Source organism: Streptomyces sp. NPDC004609, assembly GCF_042873655.1.
Classification (GTDB): domain Bacteria; phylum Actinomycetota; class Actinomycetes; order Streptomycetales; family Streptomycetaceae; genus Streptomyces.
Genome location: NZ_JBIALS010000007.1, coordinates 251,579 through 267,710, shown reverse-complemented (window position 1 = coordinate 267,710; position 16,132 = coordinate 251,579). Strand labels below are relative to the sequence as shown.

The 16,132-nt window shown below is 73.1% G+C and carries 16 protein-coding genes; 7 read left to right on the top strand and 9 right to left on the bottom strand.

The window, feature by feature from the left end:
• Positions 1–435: 435 nt before the first annotated feature.
• Positions 436–1,392 (bottom strand): class A beta-lactamase, encoded by a 957-nt coding sequence (bla, locus tag ACFYT4_RS10140; protein WP_389267073.1) that lies wholly within the window; start codon positions 1,390–1,392, stop codon positions 436–438.
• A 171-nt stretch (positions 1,393–1,563) separates the two neighbouring features.
• Between bla and ACFYT4_RS10135 the strand changes: the two genes are divergently transcribed.
• Both ACFYT4_RS10135 and ACFYT4_RS10130 read left to right on the top strand, forming a co-directional pair.
• A complete protein-coding gene (locus ACFYT4_RS10135) occupies positions 1,564–2,463 on the top strand; it encodes a LysR family transcriptional regulator (protein ID WP_389267072.1) in 900 nt (299 codons plus the stop codon).
• Positions 2,460–3,365 (top strand): serine hydrolase, encoded by a 906-nt coding sequence (locus tag ACFYT4_RS10130; protein ID WP_389267071.1) that lies wholly within the window; start codon positions 2,460–2,462, stop codon positions 3,363–3,365. Before ACFYT4_RS10135 ends, ACFYT4_RS10130 begins: the two co-directional genes overlap by 4 nt.
• 161 nt (positions 3,366–3,526) lie before the next feature.
• On the opposite strand, the gene ACFYT4_RS10125 is transcribed toward ACFYT4_RS10130, so the two are convergent.
• Both ACFYT4_RS10125 and ACFYT4_RS10120 read right to left on the bottom strand, forming a co-directional pair.
• A complete protein-coding gene (locus ACFYT4_RS10125) occupies positions 3,527–4,849 on the bottom strand; it encodes a sensor histidine kinase (RefSeq protein ID WP_389267070.1) in 1,323 nt (440 codons plus the stop codon).
• Positions 4,846–5,502, bottom strand: a complete 657-nt coding sequence (locus ACFYT4_RS10120; protein WP_389267069.1) for a response regulator transcription factor — start codon at positions 5,500–5,502, stop codon at positions 4,846–4,848. The genes ACFYT4_RS10125 and ACFYT4_RS10120 overlap by 4 nt, the downstream gene beginning before the upstream one ends.
• Before the next feature lie 152 nt (positions 5,503–5,654).
• Between ACFYT4_RS10120 and ACFYT4_RS10115 the strand changes: the two genes are divergently transcribed.
• On the top strand, positions 5,655–6,635 hold the full coding sequence (locus ACFYT4_RS10115) for a DUF3152 domain-containing protein (protein ID WP_389267068.1): 981 nt from the start codon (positions 5,655–5,657) through the stop codon (positions 6,633–6,635).
• A 355-nt stretch (positions 6,636–6,990) separates the two neighbouring features.
• Here ACFYT4_RS10115 and ACFYT4_RS10110 read toward each other — a convergent pair whose 3' ends face one another.
• The gene (locus ACFYT4_RS10110) at positions 6,991–7,428 is read right to left on the bottom strand and encodes an ArsI/CadI family heavy metal resistance metalloenzyme (RefSeq protein WP_389267067.1); all 438 of its coding nucleotides are present in this window, start codon (positions 7,426–7,428) and stop codon (positions 6,991–6,993) included.
• Between the two features lie 90 nt (positions 7,429–7,518).
• On the opposite strand from ACFYT4_RS10110, the gene ACFYT4_RS10105 reads away from it, so the two are divergent.
• Genes ACFYT4_RS10105 through ACFYT4_RS10095 form a run of 3 tightly spaced genes read left to right on the top strand, consistent with a single transcriptional unit; the run spans position 7,519 to position 9,076 of the window.
• The gene (locus tag ACFYT4_RS10105) at positions 7,519–7,911 is read left to right on the top strand and encodes an ArsR/SmtB family transcription factor (protein WP_389267066.1); all 393 of its coding nucleotides are present in this window, start codon (positions 7,519–7,521) and stop codon (positions 7,909–7,911) included.
• Positions 7,908–8,660: an aquaporin gene (locus ACFYT4_RS10100; protein ID WP_389267065.1), complete on the top strand. Its 753-nt coding sequence runs from the start codon at positions 7,908–7,910 to the stop codon at positions 8,658–8,660. Before ACFYT4_RS10105 ends, ACFYT4_RS10100 begins: the two co-directional genes overlap by 4 nt.
• A complete protein-coding gene (locus ACFYT4_RS10095) occupies positions 8,657–9,076 on the top strand; it encodes an arsenate reductase ArsC (protein ID WP_389267064.1) in 420 nt (139 codons plus the stop codon). The genes ACFYT4_RS10100 and ACFYT4_RS10095 overlap by 4 nt, the downstream gene beginning before the upstream one ends.
• 280 nt (positions 9,077–9,356) lie before the next feature.
• Here ACFYT4_RS10095 and ACFYT4_RS10090 read toward each other — a convergent pair whose 3' ends face one another.
• Genes ACFYT4_RS10090 through ACFYT4_RS10075 form a run of 4 tightly spaced genes read right to left on the bottom strand, consistent with a single transcriptional unit; the run spans position 9,357 to position 12,923 of the window.
• On the bottom strand, positions 9,357–10,181 hold the full coding sequence (locus ACFYT4_RS10090) for a type 1 glutamine amidotransferase (protein ID WP_389267063.1): 825 nt from the start codon (positions 10,179–10,181) through the stop codon (positions 9,357–9,359).
• Positions 10,178–10,921 carry an amino acid ABC transporter ATP-binding protein gene (locus tag ACFYT4_RS10085; RefSeq protein ID WP_389267062.1) on the bottom strand — a complete coding sequence of 248 codons (744 nt, stop codon included), beginning with the start codon at positions 10,919–10,921 and terminating at the stop codon, positions 10,178–10,180. Before ACFYT4_RS10085 ends, ACFYT4_RS10090 begins: the two co-directional genes overlap by 4 nt.
• Entirely contained in the window at positions 10,921–12,021 is a 1,101-nt protein-coding gene (locus ACFYT4_RS10080; protein WP_389267061.1) for an amino acid ABC transporter permease, read from the bottom strand. The genes ACFYT4_RS10085 and ACFYT4_RS10080 overlap by 1 nt, the downstream gene beginning before the upstream one ends.
• Before the next feature lie 8 nt (positions 12,022–12,029).
• Positions 12,030–12,923, bottom strand: coding sequence for an ABC transporter substrate-binding protein (locus tag ACFYT4_RS10075; protein ID WP_389267060.1), 894 nt, complete (start codon positions 12,921–12,923; stop codon positions 12,030–12,032).
• A gap of 216 nt (positions 12,924–13,139) precedes the next feature.
• On the opposite strand from ACFYT4_RS10075, the gene ACFYT4_RS10070 reads away from it, so the two are divergent.
• A complete protein-coding gene (locus ACFYT4_RS10070) occupies positions 13,140–14,264 on the top strand; it encodes a LacI family DNA-binding transcriptional regulator (RefSeq protein WP_389267059.1) in 1,125 nt (374 codons plus the stop codon).
• 634 nt (positions 14,265–14,898) lie between these two features.
• Here ACFYT4_RS10070 and ACFYT4_RS10065 read toward each other — a convergent pair.
• Positions 14,899–15,564 (bottom strand): hypothetical protein, encoded by a 666-nt coding sequence (locus ACFYT4_RS10065; RefSeq protein WP_389267058.1) that lies wholly within the window; start codon positions 15,562–15,564, stop codon positions 14,899–14,901.
• Positions 15,565–16,132 lie beyond the last annotated feature (568 nt).

The following is a 16,132-nucleotide window of genomic DNA, read 5'->3' as shown; positions in this document are numbered from 1 at the left end:
ACGGACCACCGGCCCCCGCCCGGCTACGGAGTCCGGCACACCCACCGCCGTACGGACCACCAGCCCCCGCCCGCGTACGGAGTCCGGTGTCGCCCGCCCGGTCGCGGGTCGCGCGGGCGGGGCCGTCGGGGGCGCGGGGGCGGGGTGTCGTCCGTGCCCGGGGCGGCACCGGTCCGGCCGTCGCCGGGGAACTCCGGCCCCGGGGCCCGGGGTTCCCCGGCCGGCCGCCGGGCGGGCCTCCACCACGGGCTTGGCCGGGACGACGAACCGTTCACCTCCGGTGCTCCCTACGCTCAATCCAGGCTCAGCCGACGGCCAAGGACGGTTCCCGTGACCGCAGTCGAGCCCGCGCGCTGGAACAGCTTCCTCAGCGAGTGGTAGCCCCACACGAGACCCCGGGCGCGAGCGCTGCCCACCCGCGGCGCGCGCCTCCCGCTACGACAGCGACCCGGCGACCACGGACGCCGCTTCCGCGATCAGTTTGTTGTCGTAGTCGTCGTCCTCGCCGCTGCGGTTCGTGAGGATCGCCATGACGATGGGAGCGGAGCCGGGGGGCCACACCACGGCGATGTCGTTGCGGGCGCCGTAGTTGCTGCCGGTACCCGTCTTGTCGCCGACCACCCAGCCCTTCGGCACCCCCGCCCTGATGACCTCGTCGCCGGTGGTGTTGGTCCGCAACCACGTCGTGAGCTGCGCGCGTTCGGCCTTGCCGAGGACGTCCCCGAGTACGTACGCGCGCAGATCCCCGGCCAGCGCACGCGGTGTGCTGGTGTCCCGGGTGTCTCCCGGGGTCCACCGGCTGAGCTCCGGCTCGGTCCGCTCCATCCTGGTGGTGTCGTCACCGAGCTTCTCCAGCGCGGCGTCGAGGGCCCTCGGTCCGCCGAGCTCTTCGAGCAGCAGATTGACGGCCGCGTTGTCGCTGTAGCGGACGGTGGCGTCGCACAGCGCGCGCAGGCTCATACCGGTCCCGACGTGTTTCTCCGTCACCGGGGAGTGCGGGACCAGATCCTCCCTGGAGTACGTGATCACCTTGTCCATCCCGCCCAGGGTGTACTTCTCCAGCACGGCACCAGCGGCGAGCGCCTTGAAGGTGGAGAGGTGGGGAAACCGCTCGCGGTCGTTGTACGCCACTTCGCGCCCGGTGCCGGTGTCGACGGCATAGACCCCCAGCCGCGCGTCGAACTTCCGCTCAAGCGCCTTGAACCGGGCGGCGAACGGCTTCACGGCCCCGGCCGCACCCGGCCCCGCCGACTGGGTGACCGGACGGGTCGCCTTCGGGGACGGGTCGGGCGAGCGGGGGGACGCGTCCTGCCCACAGGCCGTCAGCGGGACGAGAACGAGCGTGGCGAGCGCCGCGCCGAGAACGGCCCGCCGGGCACGGGTGTACTGCATGGTCCAGTTACCTCCGGGTCGCCCCGCACCCGGGGCGCGCAGGGGAGGGAGCGGCACGGCCCCCGTCCCGGCACTGACGATCAGTGCCGGGACCACCCTCACTCCCGGGCAGCCATGCGGTCCAATACGCTCACGCGCCGTTCCATGCCGAACTGGCATAGAGTTCGGGCCGTGGATCTTGTGGGAGCGAGTCGCGCCTTCGTCAGCGTCAGCGAGCACGGCGGTTTCACCGTCGGAGCGGCCGCTGCCCGGATGTCCCAGTCGGTGGCCAGCCGTCGTGTCGCGGCCCTGGAGGAGCGCTTCGGTGAGCAGTTGTTCGTGCGCACCGCGCGGCGGGCCGTCCTCACCCCCTTCGGCCGGGAGATGCTGCCGGCCGCGAGACAGCTCGTGCAGGCGGCCGATCTGCTGCTGCACGAGGCGGAAGCGGTCAAGAGCAAGCCGTGGCGGCTCGCGGTGCCCGGCGTCTGCCCCACCGCCGGTCTCGCCCGCCTCGTCGCCGAGGCACGAGGGCACGGGATCACGCTCGATCTCCGTGTCGCGGCACCGGCGCGGCGCAGGGAGCTCATCCACGCGCAGCAGGTGCGTGCCGCGCTGCTCGCGGTGCCCGCGGACGAGGCGGAGTGGTCCGTGCCGCTCGGACTGGCCGGCGCCCACGATCCCGGTGTGCAGCGTGTGTACCTCGAAACACTGCGGATCGGCCGGGCCTCCCCCGGCCCGGCCCGCCGTGTCTGGATCCAGCCGGAGGACGACGTACCGCACATCCGGGACCCGCTGACACGCCTGCGCGACGCGGTCGGCCTGCGGCCCTCACAGGTCGTCGCCGCGGCCGATCTGACGACCGCCGCGGCGGAAGTCCTGTGCGGCGGCGACCTGTTGCTGTGCTCCCCGGCCCAGGCCGCGGAACTCGCCCTGAGCTGGCGGCCCGTCGGCGGGATCGCGCTCAGCCGCGGGTTCGCCCTCGCCGCCGCCGCGGACGGCAGCCCCCGGCACATCGCGGCCCGCCTGGGCGACGCGATCGCCCGCTGCCTCGGCGCGCCCACCGGGGCCGGCACCGCGAAAGGGGCGGTGTGAGCACGGAGGCGCTGCTGCACGGGATGCGCCGGGAACTGCGCGACGGCGGTCTGCACGGCTGTCTGCTCGTACGGGATCTGCACACGGGCGAGGAGCTGGGCATCGAGCCGGACACCCAACTGCCCTCCGCCTCCCTGGTCAAGGTCCCGCTCGCGCTGGCGACGGCGGAACGCATCCGCCGGGGCGAGCTCGACGGAGCGACGATGCTCGATGTGCGACCCGGGCGGATCACCACGCCCGGTCCCACCGGGCTGAGCCGTTTCCGCCACCCGGCCCGGATCGCGATCGACGACCTGCTCTACCTGAGCACCTGTGTCAGTGACGGAACGGCCGCCGACGCCCTCTTCGACCTCACCCCGCCCGCCGAGGTCTCCCGCATCCTCCAGGGGCTCGGCCTCCGCGGCATCACCGTCCGGCACCGCATGGGCGAGCTGTCCGACACCCCCGTGGAACGCTTCGGCGCCGCCCAGGCCCATCTCGCCCACGCCCTCGCCATCGACTCCGGCACCGGCGGGCGCGGACACCGGGTGCCCCAGCTCGACACCACCCGCGCCAACACCGGCAGCGCACGCGCCTTCGTCGAACTGCTCCAGGCCCTGTGGACCCCCTCGGCGATCCACCCCGACGTGGCCGGCCGGGTGCGCGGCCTCATGGCCCACAACGTGCTCCGGCACCGGCTCTCCCCGGACTTCAGCTCCGACGCCACCACCTGGTCCTCCAAGACCGGCACCCTCCTCAACCTCCGCCACGAGGTCGGTGTCGTCGAGCACTCCGACGGCCAGGTGTTCGCCGTCGCCGTTCTGACCGAGTCACTCGTTCCGGCCGGTACCCAGCCCGGCGCCGAAGCCCTCATGGCCCAGGTCGCCCGCGGACTCCGTGACCACCTCCGTCAGCTGCGCTGACCCGTACCGCAGTGTCCCCAGCGTCCGCGGCGGCACCGCCGTACGGCTCCGCCGGGGCTCCCGGGAGCACGGAGCCGTCCCCGGGTGCCACCCGGTCACATCGCCGCCGAGGTCCCGGCACCCCGCCGTTTCAGCCGCCGAGGTCCCGGCCCCGCCCTCCCTCAGCCGAAGGCACGTGTCCCCTCCCCGGCCCGGAGCCGCATCGTCGTGTCGGGGCCCTGCGGCTGCCGGTGCGAGCGGACCAGGCTCTCCGCGACCGCGGGAACCGTCGCCGTGACCTCCAGGCCGCCGCCGGGTCGTGGCACCGCGGTGGCATCGCCGTTGTGGGTACGGGCGACCGCGCGGACGATGGAGAGGCCGAGCCCGCTGCCGCGCGCCGAGCCGACCCGGTCGGTGAGGCGGCGGAACGGCTCGAAGAGCACCGGGATCTCGTGTGCGCCGATGAACGCGCCGGTGTTCGCGACGGTGATCCGGGAGCCCTGTGCGGCACTCCCGGTCTCCACCCGGATCCAGCCGCCCCCGACGTTGTACTTGACGGCGTTGTCGACGAGATTGCGGACGAGCTGCTCCAGCAGCACGGGGTCGCCCATCGCGGGCGCGGGAGCGAGCACGACCTCGACGGCGATGCCCCGTTCCTCCGCGCCCGGCGCGGTGTGGGTGACCACGGCCGCCGCGATCTCCGCGAGATCGAGGGGCAGCAGCCCCGTGACGGCGCTCTCCGCGCGGGCCAGGGTCAGCAGTGAGTCGATGAGCCGCTCGTGACGCTCGTTGACGGCGAGGAGATTCTCCGCGAGCTGCTTCACCTCCGGCGGCGCGCTCCGCCGGGCGACGGCGACCTCGACCAGCGTCCGCCCCACCGCCAGCGGGGTCTTCAGCTCGTGCGCGGCGTTCGCGATGAACCGGTCCTGGCCGGCGAACGCCTCGTCCAGCCGGTCGAGCATGCTGTCGAAGGAGTCGGCCAGCCGCTTGACCTCACCCGGCGGCTCGTCGAGGTCGATACGCCGGTGCAGCGTACGGCCCGCGATGCGCTCGGCGGTCGAGGTGATCCGGTTGAGCGGACGCAGCAGCCGGCCCGCGACGAGCCAGCCCGTGGTGGTGGCGACGACGCCCACACCCAGCACGGTGAGACCGCCCTTGGCCATCAGATTGCGCTGCATGGAGTCGAGGATCTGCTCCCGGGACACCGCGTCGATCAGGACGGGCCCGCCGGCCGGCCGCGCCCATTGCTCCGTCGGCGCCTCGGCGGGGGCGCTCTGCCACGGCGTGGGAACCGGCGTCTGCGCGGGAAGGGGCTTGTCCATGGGCGCGGGCACGTACGTGGACTGCTCCGACGAGGGGAACGGCAGCTTGAGCGTGTACTCCATGCTGTTGCCGACGAGGATCACCGCACCGCTGAAGATCGCCGCGCCCGCCATGAAGAACATCAGGCCGAAGACGACCGTGAGCCGGACCCTCAGGCTCCCGCCGAGTGCTCGGAGAATCATCGGATGCGGTAACCGACACCGGTCAGGGTCTCGATGACGGGTGTGCCGCCGAGTTTGCGCCGCAGCGAGCGCATCGTGACCCGTACGACCGTGGTGAACGGGTCGACGTTCTGGTCCCACGCCCGCTCCAGCAGGGATTCCGCGGACACCGGGGCGCCCTCCGCCCGCAGGAGCTCCTCCAGGACCGCGAACTCCTTGCGCGACAGCGGAATGTACTTGCCGTCCCGGGTCGTCTGGCGCAGATGTGTGTCGAGCCGGATGCCGGAGCGTTCCAGCACCGGCGGGACCGCGGGCCGCGAGCGGCGGCCGAGTGCGCGGATCCTGGCGACGAGTTCGGCGAAGGCGAAGGGCTTCGTCAGGTAGTCGTCGGCGCCGAGGCCCAGCCCGGCGACGCGCTCGGCCACGGTCGTGGAGACCGTGAGCATGAGGACGCGGACATCCGCGCCGGAGGCGACCGTACGCCGGCAGACCTCGTCGCCGTGGACCAGCGGGAGATCGCGGTCGAGCACCATCACGTCGTACGCGTGCACCGCCAGGTTCTCCAGGGCCACCTCGCCGTCGTGGACCACGTCCACCGCCATGCCCTCGTCGCGCAGCCCTTCGGCCATCGCCCCGGCGAGCATCTCCTCGTCCTCGACCACCAGCACCCGCATGCGCCTCACCTCTCCTCACCCCGATCGAACTGCACCAAGTATCCGGGTCCGATGTGAAGCGGGTGTGAGCTGCTTCGCTCACCGACGTTCCACACGCCCTCGCGTGCACTGGGTACGCACCGCTGACCCCACGCGCAAAGGCTGGACCCCGCATGTCACATCACCGGCTCACGAACGGCTCGCACCGCCGCGACGGCCGGTCCCGCCGGGCCGCGGACCGGGACCGCCGCAGGACGGACCGGGGCCGCAGGACTGTGGACCCGGACCACCGGACGGGCCGGCGCAAGCGGCCCTCGCACGGCCGTATCGCGGGGCGGGCCGCCGTGGCACTGCTGTGCGCCGCGGCCGTGTGCTGGGGCGCGCTCGGCCTGCTGCCCGACTCCTCCGCCGAGCCGGCCGCCACCGGCCCCGGCCTCCGGCCGACGTCCGCGCCGCTCACGGTCGGCGGCCCGGCGACCGCGGAACCGGAGGCCCCGGCCACGCGGTCCCCGAAGCCGTCACGGTCGGCACAGGCGCCCGCGGGGGAGAAGTCCGCCGCGCCCGACACCGCGGACCGGCGCTCCTACCGTGAAGACGGCCCCGGCACCTACACCTGGGCCCGGGGCACCGGCAGCCGGGCGGGCACGGGCGGCCGGCTCATCCGGTACGGGGTGAAGCTGGAGGACGGCACCGGCCTGGACGTCGACGACATCGCCGCCGAGATCGACGGCATCCTGCGCGATCCGCGCGGCTGGACCCGCGGGGGTACGGCCTCGTTCCAGCGGGTGGCCTCACCCCCGTACGACATGCTGGTGCACGTGGTCTCCCCCGGGACGACCGACCGGCTGTGCGGCGCCTGGGGGCTCGACACCGGGGGCCAGGTCAACTGCGCCCAGGCACCGGACCTGGTGGTGAACGTGCGGCGCTGGGTCGAGCTGAGCGAGCAGTACCGGGGGCGCGCCGCCGACTATCACGCGCTGATCATCAATCACGAGGCCGGACATGTGCTCGGCCACGGTCACAGCGGCTGCCCGGGTCCGGGCCGGCCCGCGCCCGCGATGATGCAGCAGATCAAGGGATTGAAGGGCTGTACGCCCAACCCCTGGGTGTACGACGGGGACGGACGGCTCATCGACGGCCCCCGGGTGCCCTGACGCGCGGGCTTCCCCGGGCCGCCGGGCGCGCGGGTGCCCTCTGCTAGCGTTGCCGGTATGAAGCGCGCTGCCATGACGACAACGCCGGAGAGTGTCCCGGCGCGCTGACAGATGTCCTTCGAAGCCCCGGGGCGAATGCCCCGGGGCTTCGTCGTCGGGTCACTCGCCCCCCGTACCGCGAGGAGACCCCGATGAACGACCACCGCAGGCTCGGCCGTGAAATGGACCTGTTCGACACCGATCCGCTGATGGGCGCGGGCGAGCGCCTGACCGTATGACGTCGCAGGAACGGCGGCCCCGCCGTACGCCGGCCCGCGCTTCGGCCGGGGTCCGTGCGGGGCCTACCGCCTGACCGTCAGGGTGCGGCGGGCGCGGTGGTGCCGCAGCCCGCCTGCGGTGCGCCGTCGGCGCTTCTGCCGAGGGTGCCGGCATCGGCCTTGACGGTGTAGACCTCCCACGGCTCCCCGCCGGGGCCGGTCACCCACACCTTGTCCTGGAGTGCGTAGCAGCAGGAGGTGTCGTTCTCCTCGGAGGTGACCAGCCCGGCCTCCTTCAGGCGGGTCGTGGCGGCGGTGACGTCCTCGGTGGTGGCGACCTCGACGCCGAGGTGGTCCAGGCGGGTGGCCTCGCCCGCCTCCCCCTCGATCAGGACGAGCTTGAGCGGCGGCTCGGCGACGGCGAAGTTGGCGTAGCCGTCCCGGCGCTTGGCCGGCTCGGTGTCGAACAGCTTGGAGTAGAAGGCGATCGCGCCCTCCAGGTCGGCGACGCGCAGGGCGAGCTGGACACGGGACATGGCGGTCTCCTTCATTCCGGACATCACTGCTTCGACATCTGTCGATACAGATACCTTGCCCCCGAATGAGATGACCGTCAATATAGAGGCATGTCGAAACAATCAGTTCTGCCGGTGCTCGGGCAGGACGATGCGGAGTGCTGCGCGCCGATGGTCCGCGAGCCGCTGGGCGAGGAGGCCGCGGCCGAGCTGTCGCGGATGTTCAAGGCGCTGTCGGACCCGGTGCGGCTGCGACTGCTGTCGCTGATCGCCTCGTACGAGGGCGGCGAGGCGTGCGTGTGCGACCTGACCGGCCCGTTCGACGTCTCCCAGCCGACGATCTCCCACCATCTGAAGGTGCTGCGCGAGGCCGGACTGGTCGGTTCCGAGCGGCGCGGGACCTGGGTGTACTACTGGGTGCTCCCCGAGGCCCTGAGCCGGCTGTCCGGCCTGCTCCGGATCCCCGCCGCGCCCGCGAAGGCGCCCGCGGAGGCCCGCGCGTGAGGGTCCCCGCGCCGCTGCCGCGCCGGGCGGTGGCCGAGGCGGCCGGCACGGCGGCCCTGGTCGCGGTGGTCGTGGGCTCCGGCACACAGGCCACCGGGCTGACGGACGACGTCGGCCTGCGGCTGCTGGCCAACTCCCTGGCGACCGTCTTCGGCCTCGGCGTGCTGATCGCGCTCCTCGGCCCGGTCTCCGGGGCGCACTTCAACCCGGTCGTCACGCTCGCCGCCTGGTTCACCGGCCGCCGCGGCGGCGACGGGCCCACCCTGCGCGAGGTCGCCGCGTACGTCCCCGCTCAGACCGTGGGAGCGATCGGCGGCGCGGTGCTCGCGGACGCGATGTTCGCCGAGCCGGTGCTGTCCTTCTCCACCCACGACCGGTGGGCCGGACACCTGTGGCTGGGCGAGGTGGTGGCGACCGCCGGGCTGGTCTGGCTCGTCTTCGGCCTCGCCCGCGCGGGCCGCGCCCACCTCGCTCCGGTGCTGGTCGCCTCCTACATCGGGGCGGCGTACTGGTTCACCTCCTCCACGTCCTTCGCCAACCCCGCGGTCACCGTCGGCCGTGCGTTCACCGACACCTTCGCCGGGATCGCCCCCGCCTCCCTCACACCGTTCATCGCCGCCCAACTGCTCGGCGGCGTCCTCGGCCTGGGCCTGGTGGCGGCCTGCTTCGGCCGCCCGGCCCCCACCGCGACGGACACGGTCCTCGCCGCTCCCGCCCGCCCTGCCGAAGGAAGCACCCCGACCTCATGAGCACTCCCGCCGTCCCGTCCGTGCTGTTCGTCTGCGTGCACAACGCGGGCCGCTCCCGGATGGGAGCCGCCTTCCTCACCCGCCTCGCCGGTGACCGGGTCCGGGTCCACTCGGCCGGTTCCGCGCCCGCCGATGCCGTGAACCCGGCCGTGGTCGAGGCCATGGCCGAGGTCGGCATCGACATCTCCGCCGAGACACCCGAGATCCTCACGGTGGAGGCGGTTCAGTCCTCCGACGTCGTGATCACGATGGGCTGCGGCGACGCCTGCCCCTTCTTCCCGGGCAAGCGGTACCTGGACTGGGAGCTGGCCGACCCCGCCGGGCAGGGCGTCGCGGCCGTGCGCCCGATCCGCGACGCCATCGAGCAGCGCGTCCGCGGACTGCTCGCCGAACTCGGCATTCCCTCGACGGCCTGACCGCCGCCGTGACGGGCGTGCGCATCCGGCCGATGCGGCCCGCGCACGCCCAGCGGGTCCCGGCGATCCGCCGGTTCGGTGCCGACGAGGGGCAGCACCCCGACCCGGGAGGCGTGGGGACGCCGCCGAGCTGCCCGGGCACCGCCCGGCCGCACCGGTACGGGACAGGGGCGCGGCCCGGGCCGGGTCGGGCCGTGGCGCGGGCAACCGTCCCGGGAGTGCGCTGCCAGCGCCCCTGCCGTACCCCGTGCTCATGCGCGGACGGCAGGCGCTCCCCCGCTCAGGCGTACTCGTGGACCACGGCCGCCCAGGCGCGTGCCGTCCGGGACCAGATCTCGCGGAGCGCGGGTTCACTCTCGCGGACCGAGTCGACCGCCCTGACCGGGTCGGCCCCCGCACGGGCGACCGAGGGGCCGTCGGAGGCCGCCCACTCGGCGACGGCGTCACCGAGGACCTCGGGGTGGAACTGGACGCCCCAGGCTCGTTCGCCGACCCGGAACGCCTGGTGGGGGCAGTCGTCCCCGGTCAGCAACGGCACCGCGCCCGGCGGGAGTTCGCTGATCTCGTCCCAGTGCCACTGGGCGGCGGGCGCGCCGTCCGGCACGTCCGCGAACACCGGGTCCCCGTCCGCCGCGGGCAGCCGCCGTACGCGCACGGCGCCCACCTCGGGCCCCTGCGGCCGGACCACGACGGAGCCGCCGAGCGCGGAGGCCATGATCTGGCCGCCGAGGCAGATACCGAGGAGCGGGACGCCGGAGCCGACGGCCTCGCGCACCAGGGTCCGTACGGCCGGGAGCCAGGGCGCGGCCTCCTCGTCCTCGCAGTTGGGCGCGCCGCCCAGGACGAGCAGTCCGGCGTATCCGGCGAGGGACCCGGGAAGTTCCCCGCCCGCCCAGGGGTGGGCGATCCGCTGCTCCAGTCCGCACTGCGCGAGCTGCTCCCCGACCAGTCCGGGACCGGTCCCGTCCTCGTGCTGGACCACCAGCACCCGCGGCGCGCCCCCGGCTTCCCGTACGCCCGCCGCTTCCCGGGCATCCGCGGGGCGCGCCGGGTCCGCCGCCTCCCGTACGTCCGCGGGCCGCTGATTGTCTGCCGACGCCGTCACAGTCGCCCTGCCTCCACGATCTGCTGGAGGAACGCCTTGGTGCGGTCCTCACGGGGGTCGCCGAAGATCTGCTCCGGCGGGCCTTCCTCCAGGACTGTTCCCTGGTGCAGGAAGCAGACCTTGTGGGCCACCTCACGCGCGAAGCCCATCTCATGGGTGGCCAGGAGCATGGTCATGCCGTCCTCGGCCAGGTCCCGGACGATGGAGAGGACCTCCGCCACCAGCTCGGGGTCGAGCGCGGAGGTGATCTCGTCGAGGAGCAGCAGCCGCGGGCGCATGGCGAGGGCCCGCACGATGGCGACGCGCTGCTGCTGGCCGCCGGAGAGCCGGTCGGGCAGGGCGGTCGCCTTGTCGGCGAGACCGATCCGCTTCAGCAGTTCCATGGCCCGGGCCTCCGCCTCCTCCTTGCCGCTGCGGCCGAGGACCGTGGGCGCGAGGGTGATGTTGCGGAGCACGTCCATGTGCGGGAAGAGGTTGTAGTGCTGGAAGACGATGCCGACGTCCCGCCGCAGCCGGTCCACGTCCACGCCGCGCCCCGAGATGGGGTCGCCGTCCAGGAGGATGCGGCCGCTGTCGATCTCCTCCAGGGCGTTGACGCAGCGCAGCAGGGTCGACTTGCCGCAGCCGGAGGCGCCGATCAGGGTGACGACCTGGTGCTGCCGCACCGTCAGATCGAGTCCGCGCAGGACCTCGTGGCGGCCGTAGGACTTGCGTATGCCCTCGATGTCCAGGAATGCCATCAGCTGTCCTTCCCCGCGCCGCTGCGGGCGAGAAGCCGGTCGGCGAACCGGGTCTGCGGGATGGTGATCACGACGAAGAGCGCGGCCACCACGGTCACCGAGGAGAGGTTGAATTCGTTGGAGGCGTAGATCTTGGCCTGGTTGAAGGCATCGATGGTGCCGATGACGGTCACCAGCGCGGTGTCCTTCTGGAGGCCGATGAAGTCGTTGAGGAGCGGGGGCGTGACCCGGCGTACGGCCTGCGGCACCACGACGTGGCGCAGGGTGCGGCCGTGGGACAGGCCGAGGGAGCGGGCGGCCGCGGTCTGGCTCCAGTGGATGGAGTCGATGCCGGACCGGTACACCTCGGCGACGTACGCGCCGTAGGTGAGGGTGAGCGCGAGGATCGCGGCCCAGGTCGGGGTGAGCGAGCTGAGCCCGGGGATCTGGGCCAGCGGCAGACCGAAGCCGATCAGGTAGATGATGACGATGCTCGGCACCGCGCGGAAGATGTCGATGTAGGCGGTGGCGAGCCAGCGCAGGGGTCGTCCGGCGCGGCCGGGCGCGAGCTTGGCGACGGCGAGGCCGAGGCCCCAGACGAGGACGAGGATCTCCGCGGCCACGGCGATGAAGACGTTGGTGCCGAACGCCTGGGTGACGTTCCAGGCGCTGGAGGCGATGGCGGCCGGGCTGAAGAACGTGGCCTGGACGGCATGGTCGTTGGCGAGCAGGAAGACCGTGAGCAGGGTGAGCGCGACGACGGCGAGCGAGCCCCCGATCGCGACCCACGCCGCTTCCCGGGCGTCGGCGGCCTCCGCGCGGGCCTCGGCGACCTGCCCGGGGCGCTGGGCCGCGGCACGGGCGCGGCCGGTGCGGCGCAGGGCCTCGGACGAGGGCTTCAGCACGGCGAGCGAGGTCAGTCCGCCGAGTGCGGCGACCGCGCGCAGCACCCAGGACCAGGTGCCCTGGTCCGGGGCGGCCTGCCACAGGGTGGCGGCGGTCCAGGCGGCGAACGCGCAGCTCACGGCGGCGACCGCGAGGGACGCCGGGGCGAGGACCGCGGGCAGCGGCACGCGCGCGGGCGCGGCCGGTGCGGCGGTCTTGAGGGTGACGGTGCTCATGACGGGCCTCACAGGCTCCAGACCGGGACGGCGGCCGGGTCGCCGCCGAGCGCCTCGCCGAGGTACTCCTTGGACAGGCCGTCGAGCGCGCCCTCGGACGTGAGGTCGGCGAGCACGCCGTTCACCACGGCGGTGTTGGCGCTGTTCTTGGGCAGGAGCGCGCCGTACGACTCGCCGGTCTCGTACTGGCCGACGACGGCGACCGCTCCGCCGGATCCCTTGGCCTGGCCGAGGACGATCGCGGTGTCGGTGAGGACGGCGTCGATCCGGCCGCCCTGGAGCGCGGCGAGCATCTCCGCGTCACCGGGGAAGACCTGGGCGGCCTTGGTGGGCTTGACGGTCTCCTGGACGAACTTGGCGCCGGAGGTGGCCTGCTTGACACCGAGGCGCAGTCCGCGGATGTTCTCGGCGGTGACCTTGCCGGGCTTGGCGAGGACGCCGATGTTGGAGGCGAAGTAGGGGCTGGAGAAGTCGACGGCCTTCTTGCGCTCCTCGGTGATGGAGATCTCGGCCATGGCCAGGTCGTAGCCGCTGCCCTTGCCCGCGACCATCGCGTCGAAGGAGACATTGCGGATGCGGAGCTTCTCCAGCCCGGCCCGGTGGGCGATGTTGGCGGCGAGGCAGTACTCGAAGCCGCTCTTGATGTCGGCGACGGTGTTGCCGTTCCACCAGCCGCGCGAGGGCAGGTCTCCGGCGACGGTGAGGGTGCCGGACTCGACGGTCTTCAGCTTGACGGAGCCCTTGGTGCCGGAGACCTTGCAGTCGCCGTAGGCGCCGCCCTTGGCGGAGGTGACGGCGGCGCTGGAGGAGCCGCCGGGGCTGTTCTCGCCGCAGGCGCTGAGGGTGAGGGCGGCGGCGACCGCCAGGGCGGGCGCGAGGACTTGGACGGGGCGGCGGCGCACGTGTTGCTCCAGGCTTCCGAGGGGGACCGCCCGGGGCAGGTGCAGCGTCAGCCAAAACCTTTTGGGCGGAAGGGATGGCCGTTATGCTCAACCAAAAGGTTTTGGCAGTCAAGAGTTCTCCGCAGAATGCTGCCGATACGGTCGACTCCGGGACATGCCCCCAGGAGTCGGTACGGCCATGGGCCGCCGCCAGGAGACCACCAGAGGAGAGACGTGATGCCCGGACCGGCCGGACCGCACGCCGACGCCGCTTCCGCCGACACCCCTGCCGCCGAGGGGCGGGAGCCCGCTCCCTCGCCCGCCGGCACGCCCGCCGCCGAAGGGCCGGAGCCCGCCCAGGAACCGGCCCGCAGCGTGGGGATCAAGGACGTGGCCCGCGCCGCGGGCCTGTCCATCACCACCGTCTCGCACGCCCTCAACGGCAAGGGGAAGGTCAGCGCCCGCACCCGCGAGCGCGTACGCCTGCTCGCGAACGAGCTGGGCTACCGCCCGAACCCCGCCGCGCAGGTCCTCCTCACCGGCCGCACCGGTGTCGTCGGGCTGGCGGCGGGCCACCAGAGCGCCGAGGCGTGGGAACGCACCTACCGCCCCTACTACGCCTCCCTCACCGCGGGCGCCATGGTGGAGGCGGTCGACCGCGACTACGCCCTGGTAGTCGTCCCCTCCCGGCCGGGTACGGATCTGTGGACCAGGATCCCGATGGACGGACTCATCGTCGTCGACCCGGTCGCGGGCGACCCGGTCATCACCGAGGCCCTGCACCGCGGGCTCGCCGTCGTCACGGACGGCCGCCCGCTCGATCCCGGGCACGGCCGGATCCCGTACGTCCACAGCGACATGCTGTCCGGCGTTCCGCTGGCCCTGGATCATCTGTACGAGTCCGGGGGCCGCCGGACCGGGCTGCTCACCGGCCCCCAGCTCGACTCCTACACCCTCGACAGCGAGCTGGCGTACGCCCGTTGGTGCGACGAGCACGGACTGCCCGCGACCGTCGAGCGGGTACGGGACGGTGAGCCGGCGCGCGACGCGGCGCGCCGGATGCTCGCCTCGCCCGCCCGGCCGGACGCGGTGCACGCGCTCAACGAGACCTACGGGGAGGCGCTGCGGACCGCCGCCGCGGAACTCGGTCTCGCCATCCCCGGAGATCTCCGGATCACCGCCATGGGCGACAGCGAGCCCGGCGCCCGGCCCGCCCTCACCCTGCTCACCCTCGCCCCTCGCCGGATCGGTGCCCTGTGCGCGGGGATGCTCATCGACGTTCTCAACGGCCTCGCGCCGAAGCCGCTCTCGGTGCCGTGCGCGCTGATTCCGGGGGACTCGACACGTACGGGGACCGGGTGAGGGGCCGCTGAATCCGCGGTACGGAGGTGGGGGCGGGCATATGACGTGCACGCCCCTGTCCCGTTCGCCGGAGCGGAGCCTCGTCGCCCGTACCGCACAACCCGGTGTCCACCCGGGCGGGTTCACCCGTCCACCGGCGCGCACCGGCTCCCAGGAGCGCCGACGGCTCGCCCGGACACCGCCGTGACGGCGGTCCCGCCGGGGCGCGACCGCGGCGTCCGGGCGGTGGAACTGCCGTGCTCCGGATGCCCGCCGACCGGACCCGCCGGACGGCGGCGACGGCGGCCGGCGCCTCCCGCGCCTCCTGACACCGTTCCAACGCCGGACCCGTGGGTTTGGCATGCTGCCGGCACCGGGGCGCCAGGAAGACGTTAAGGCCGTACAAGTTCCGCGCGGAAGCGGGTCGCCGGGGCACGGACGCGTACTACATTCCCGGTATCGGACACCGGAACAACCGGACCCCCGGACGTCAGTGGCATGACACGGGTCCGGCCGGATCCCCGCCGAACGCCGGGCGGGCGCGGCCTACGGCCGTGGTCCCCGGCCGCCGTACCGGACCGACCAACCCGTGTACGGCGGCCGGGGCGCGGGTCCGCCCACGGCTTCCGCAGGTACCGGGCGCCGGTCCCCCGCCTCAGAGGGCGTGTTCGGCGGCCGGGCGCTCCGCCACTCCCAGCCGGGTCGCCCACTCCAGCGCATTGGGGACGCTGGACTCCCCCGGCAGCGGGCTCTGCTCGGACGCCGAGTCCATCAGGTCCTTGAAGGCGGAGGCGTTCACCGTGCCCTGCGCGACCCGTTCGACGAAGCGCGCGGCCGCCTCCCGGTCCCGGTATCCGGCGTCGGCGAAGCTGTCGGAGAGCGACTTGTCGTCGAAGATGCCCGCGTAGCCGTCGCAGGAGGCGGCCAGCCCGTCGTCGTCGACGAAGGCCGGATACGGGGCGCGGTTCCACCGGCCCTCCTCCCACCAGTACAGATAGCCCAGTTCATAGCCGTCGTTGAGCTCTCTGAGCCGGTCCAGGGGCAGCCACTCGGGCGCGTTCACCAGCAGGTCGACCGGCTTGTCGCCCCGGTAGGTGGTGTCGCTGCAGTCGACGTCCTGCCCGTAGAAGATCGCTTTTCCGTCGGGGCGCAGGGAGAGTGTCCAGCCGCCGTTGGAATGAGAACAGGACAGTTCACGATCACCGAGCCGGAATACGGGCCGCGCGGTTCTGGTGACAGCGATCAGTACGAGTACGACGGCACGCTGCCACATGCGCTCGGGCCTGCCCAGCTGCGCTGGAATTGCCGGCTCGTTGGTCATCTCTGTCCCTGCTGTCAACGCTGTGTGTTGCTGACCGAACATTCAGTGCTACCGAACCATACGACCGGACAGAGCGGTGGCGCCAACGGTTCGCGGGGCGCTTCGTACGGTGTCGGCACAGGCGCGGGTGATGCCGTCGCGCGGGTGACCGCCGGGCCCTTCCACGGTGTTCCTGTCGATTGCCGTGCGTACGGCGGAATTTCTGTCGTGGACGCCTTCCCTTCGCTGAATTTCCCCGCCGAACGGTTCTCCCCGCGTTCGGATTCGGGTTGTGTGACTATCCTGAACAAACATGCGCAGCACCATAGGGGATTGTCCGCCGGAAAAGAGACGTGAGGAGAGCTGTGCGTGATCGTGGGGGTGATCGGGCCTCAGCGGGCTGTGCGCACCAGCGGGGACGGCCTGCTGCCGGCGACCGGAGCCGGGGCGGGGAGCGGCCGTACGGGGTGGGCCTGACAAGGGGCCGCGGGGTGCGGCGCCGGGGGGCTCGTCGGGGTGGGAGGGACCTCAGTCGGGCTCATGGGGTGCAAGGTAGCCGCAGCACTCGACCCGGTGTTCGCATTTGCTC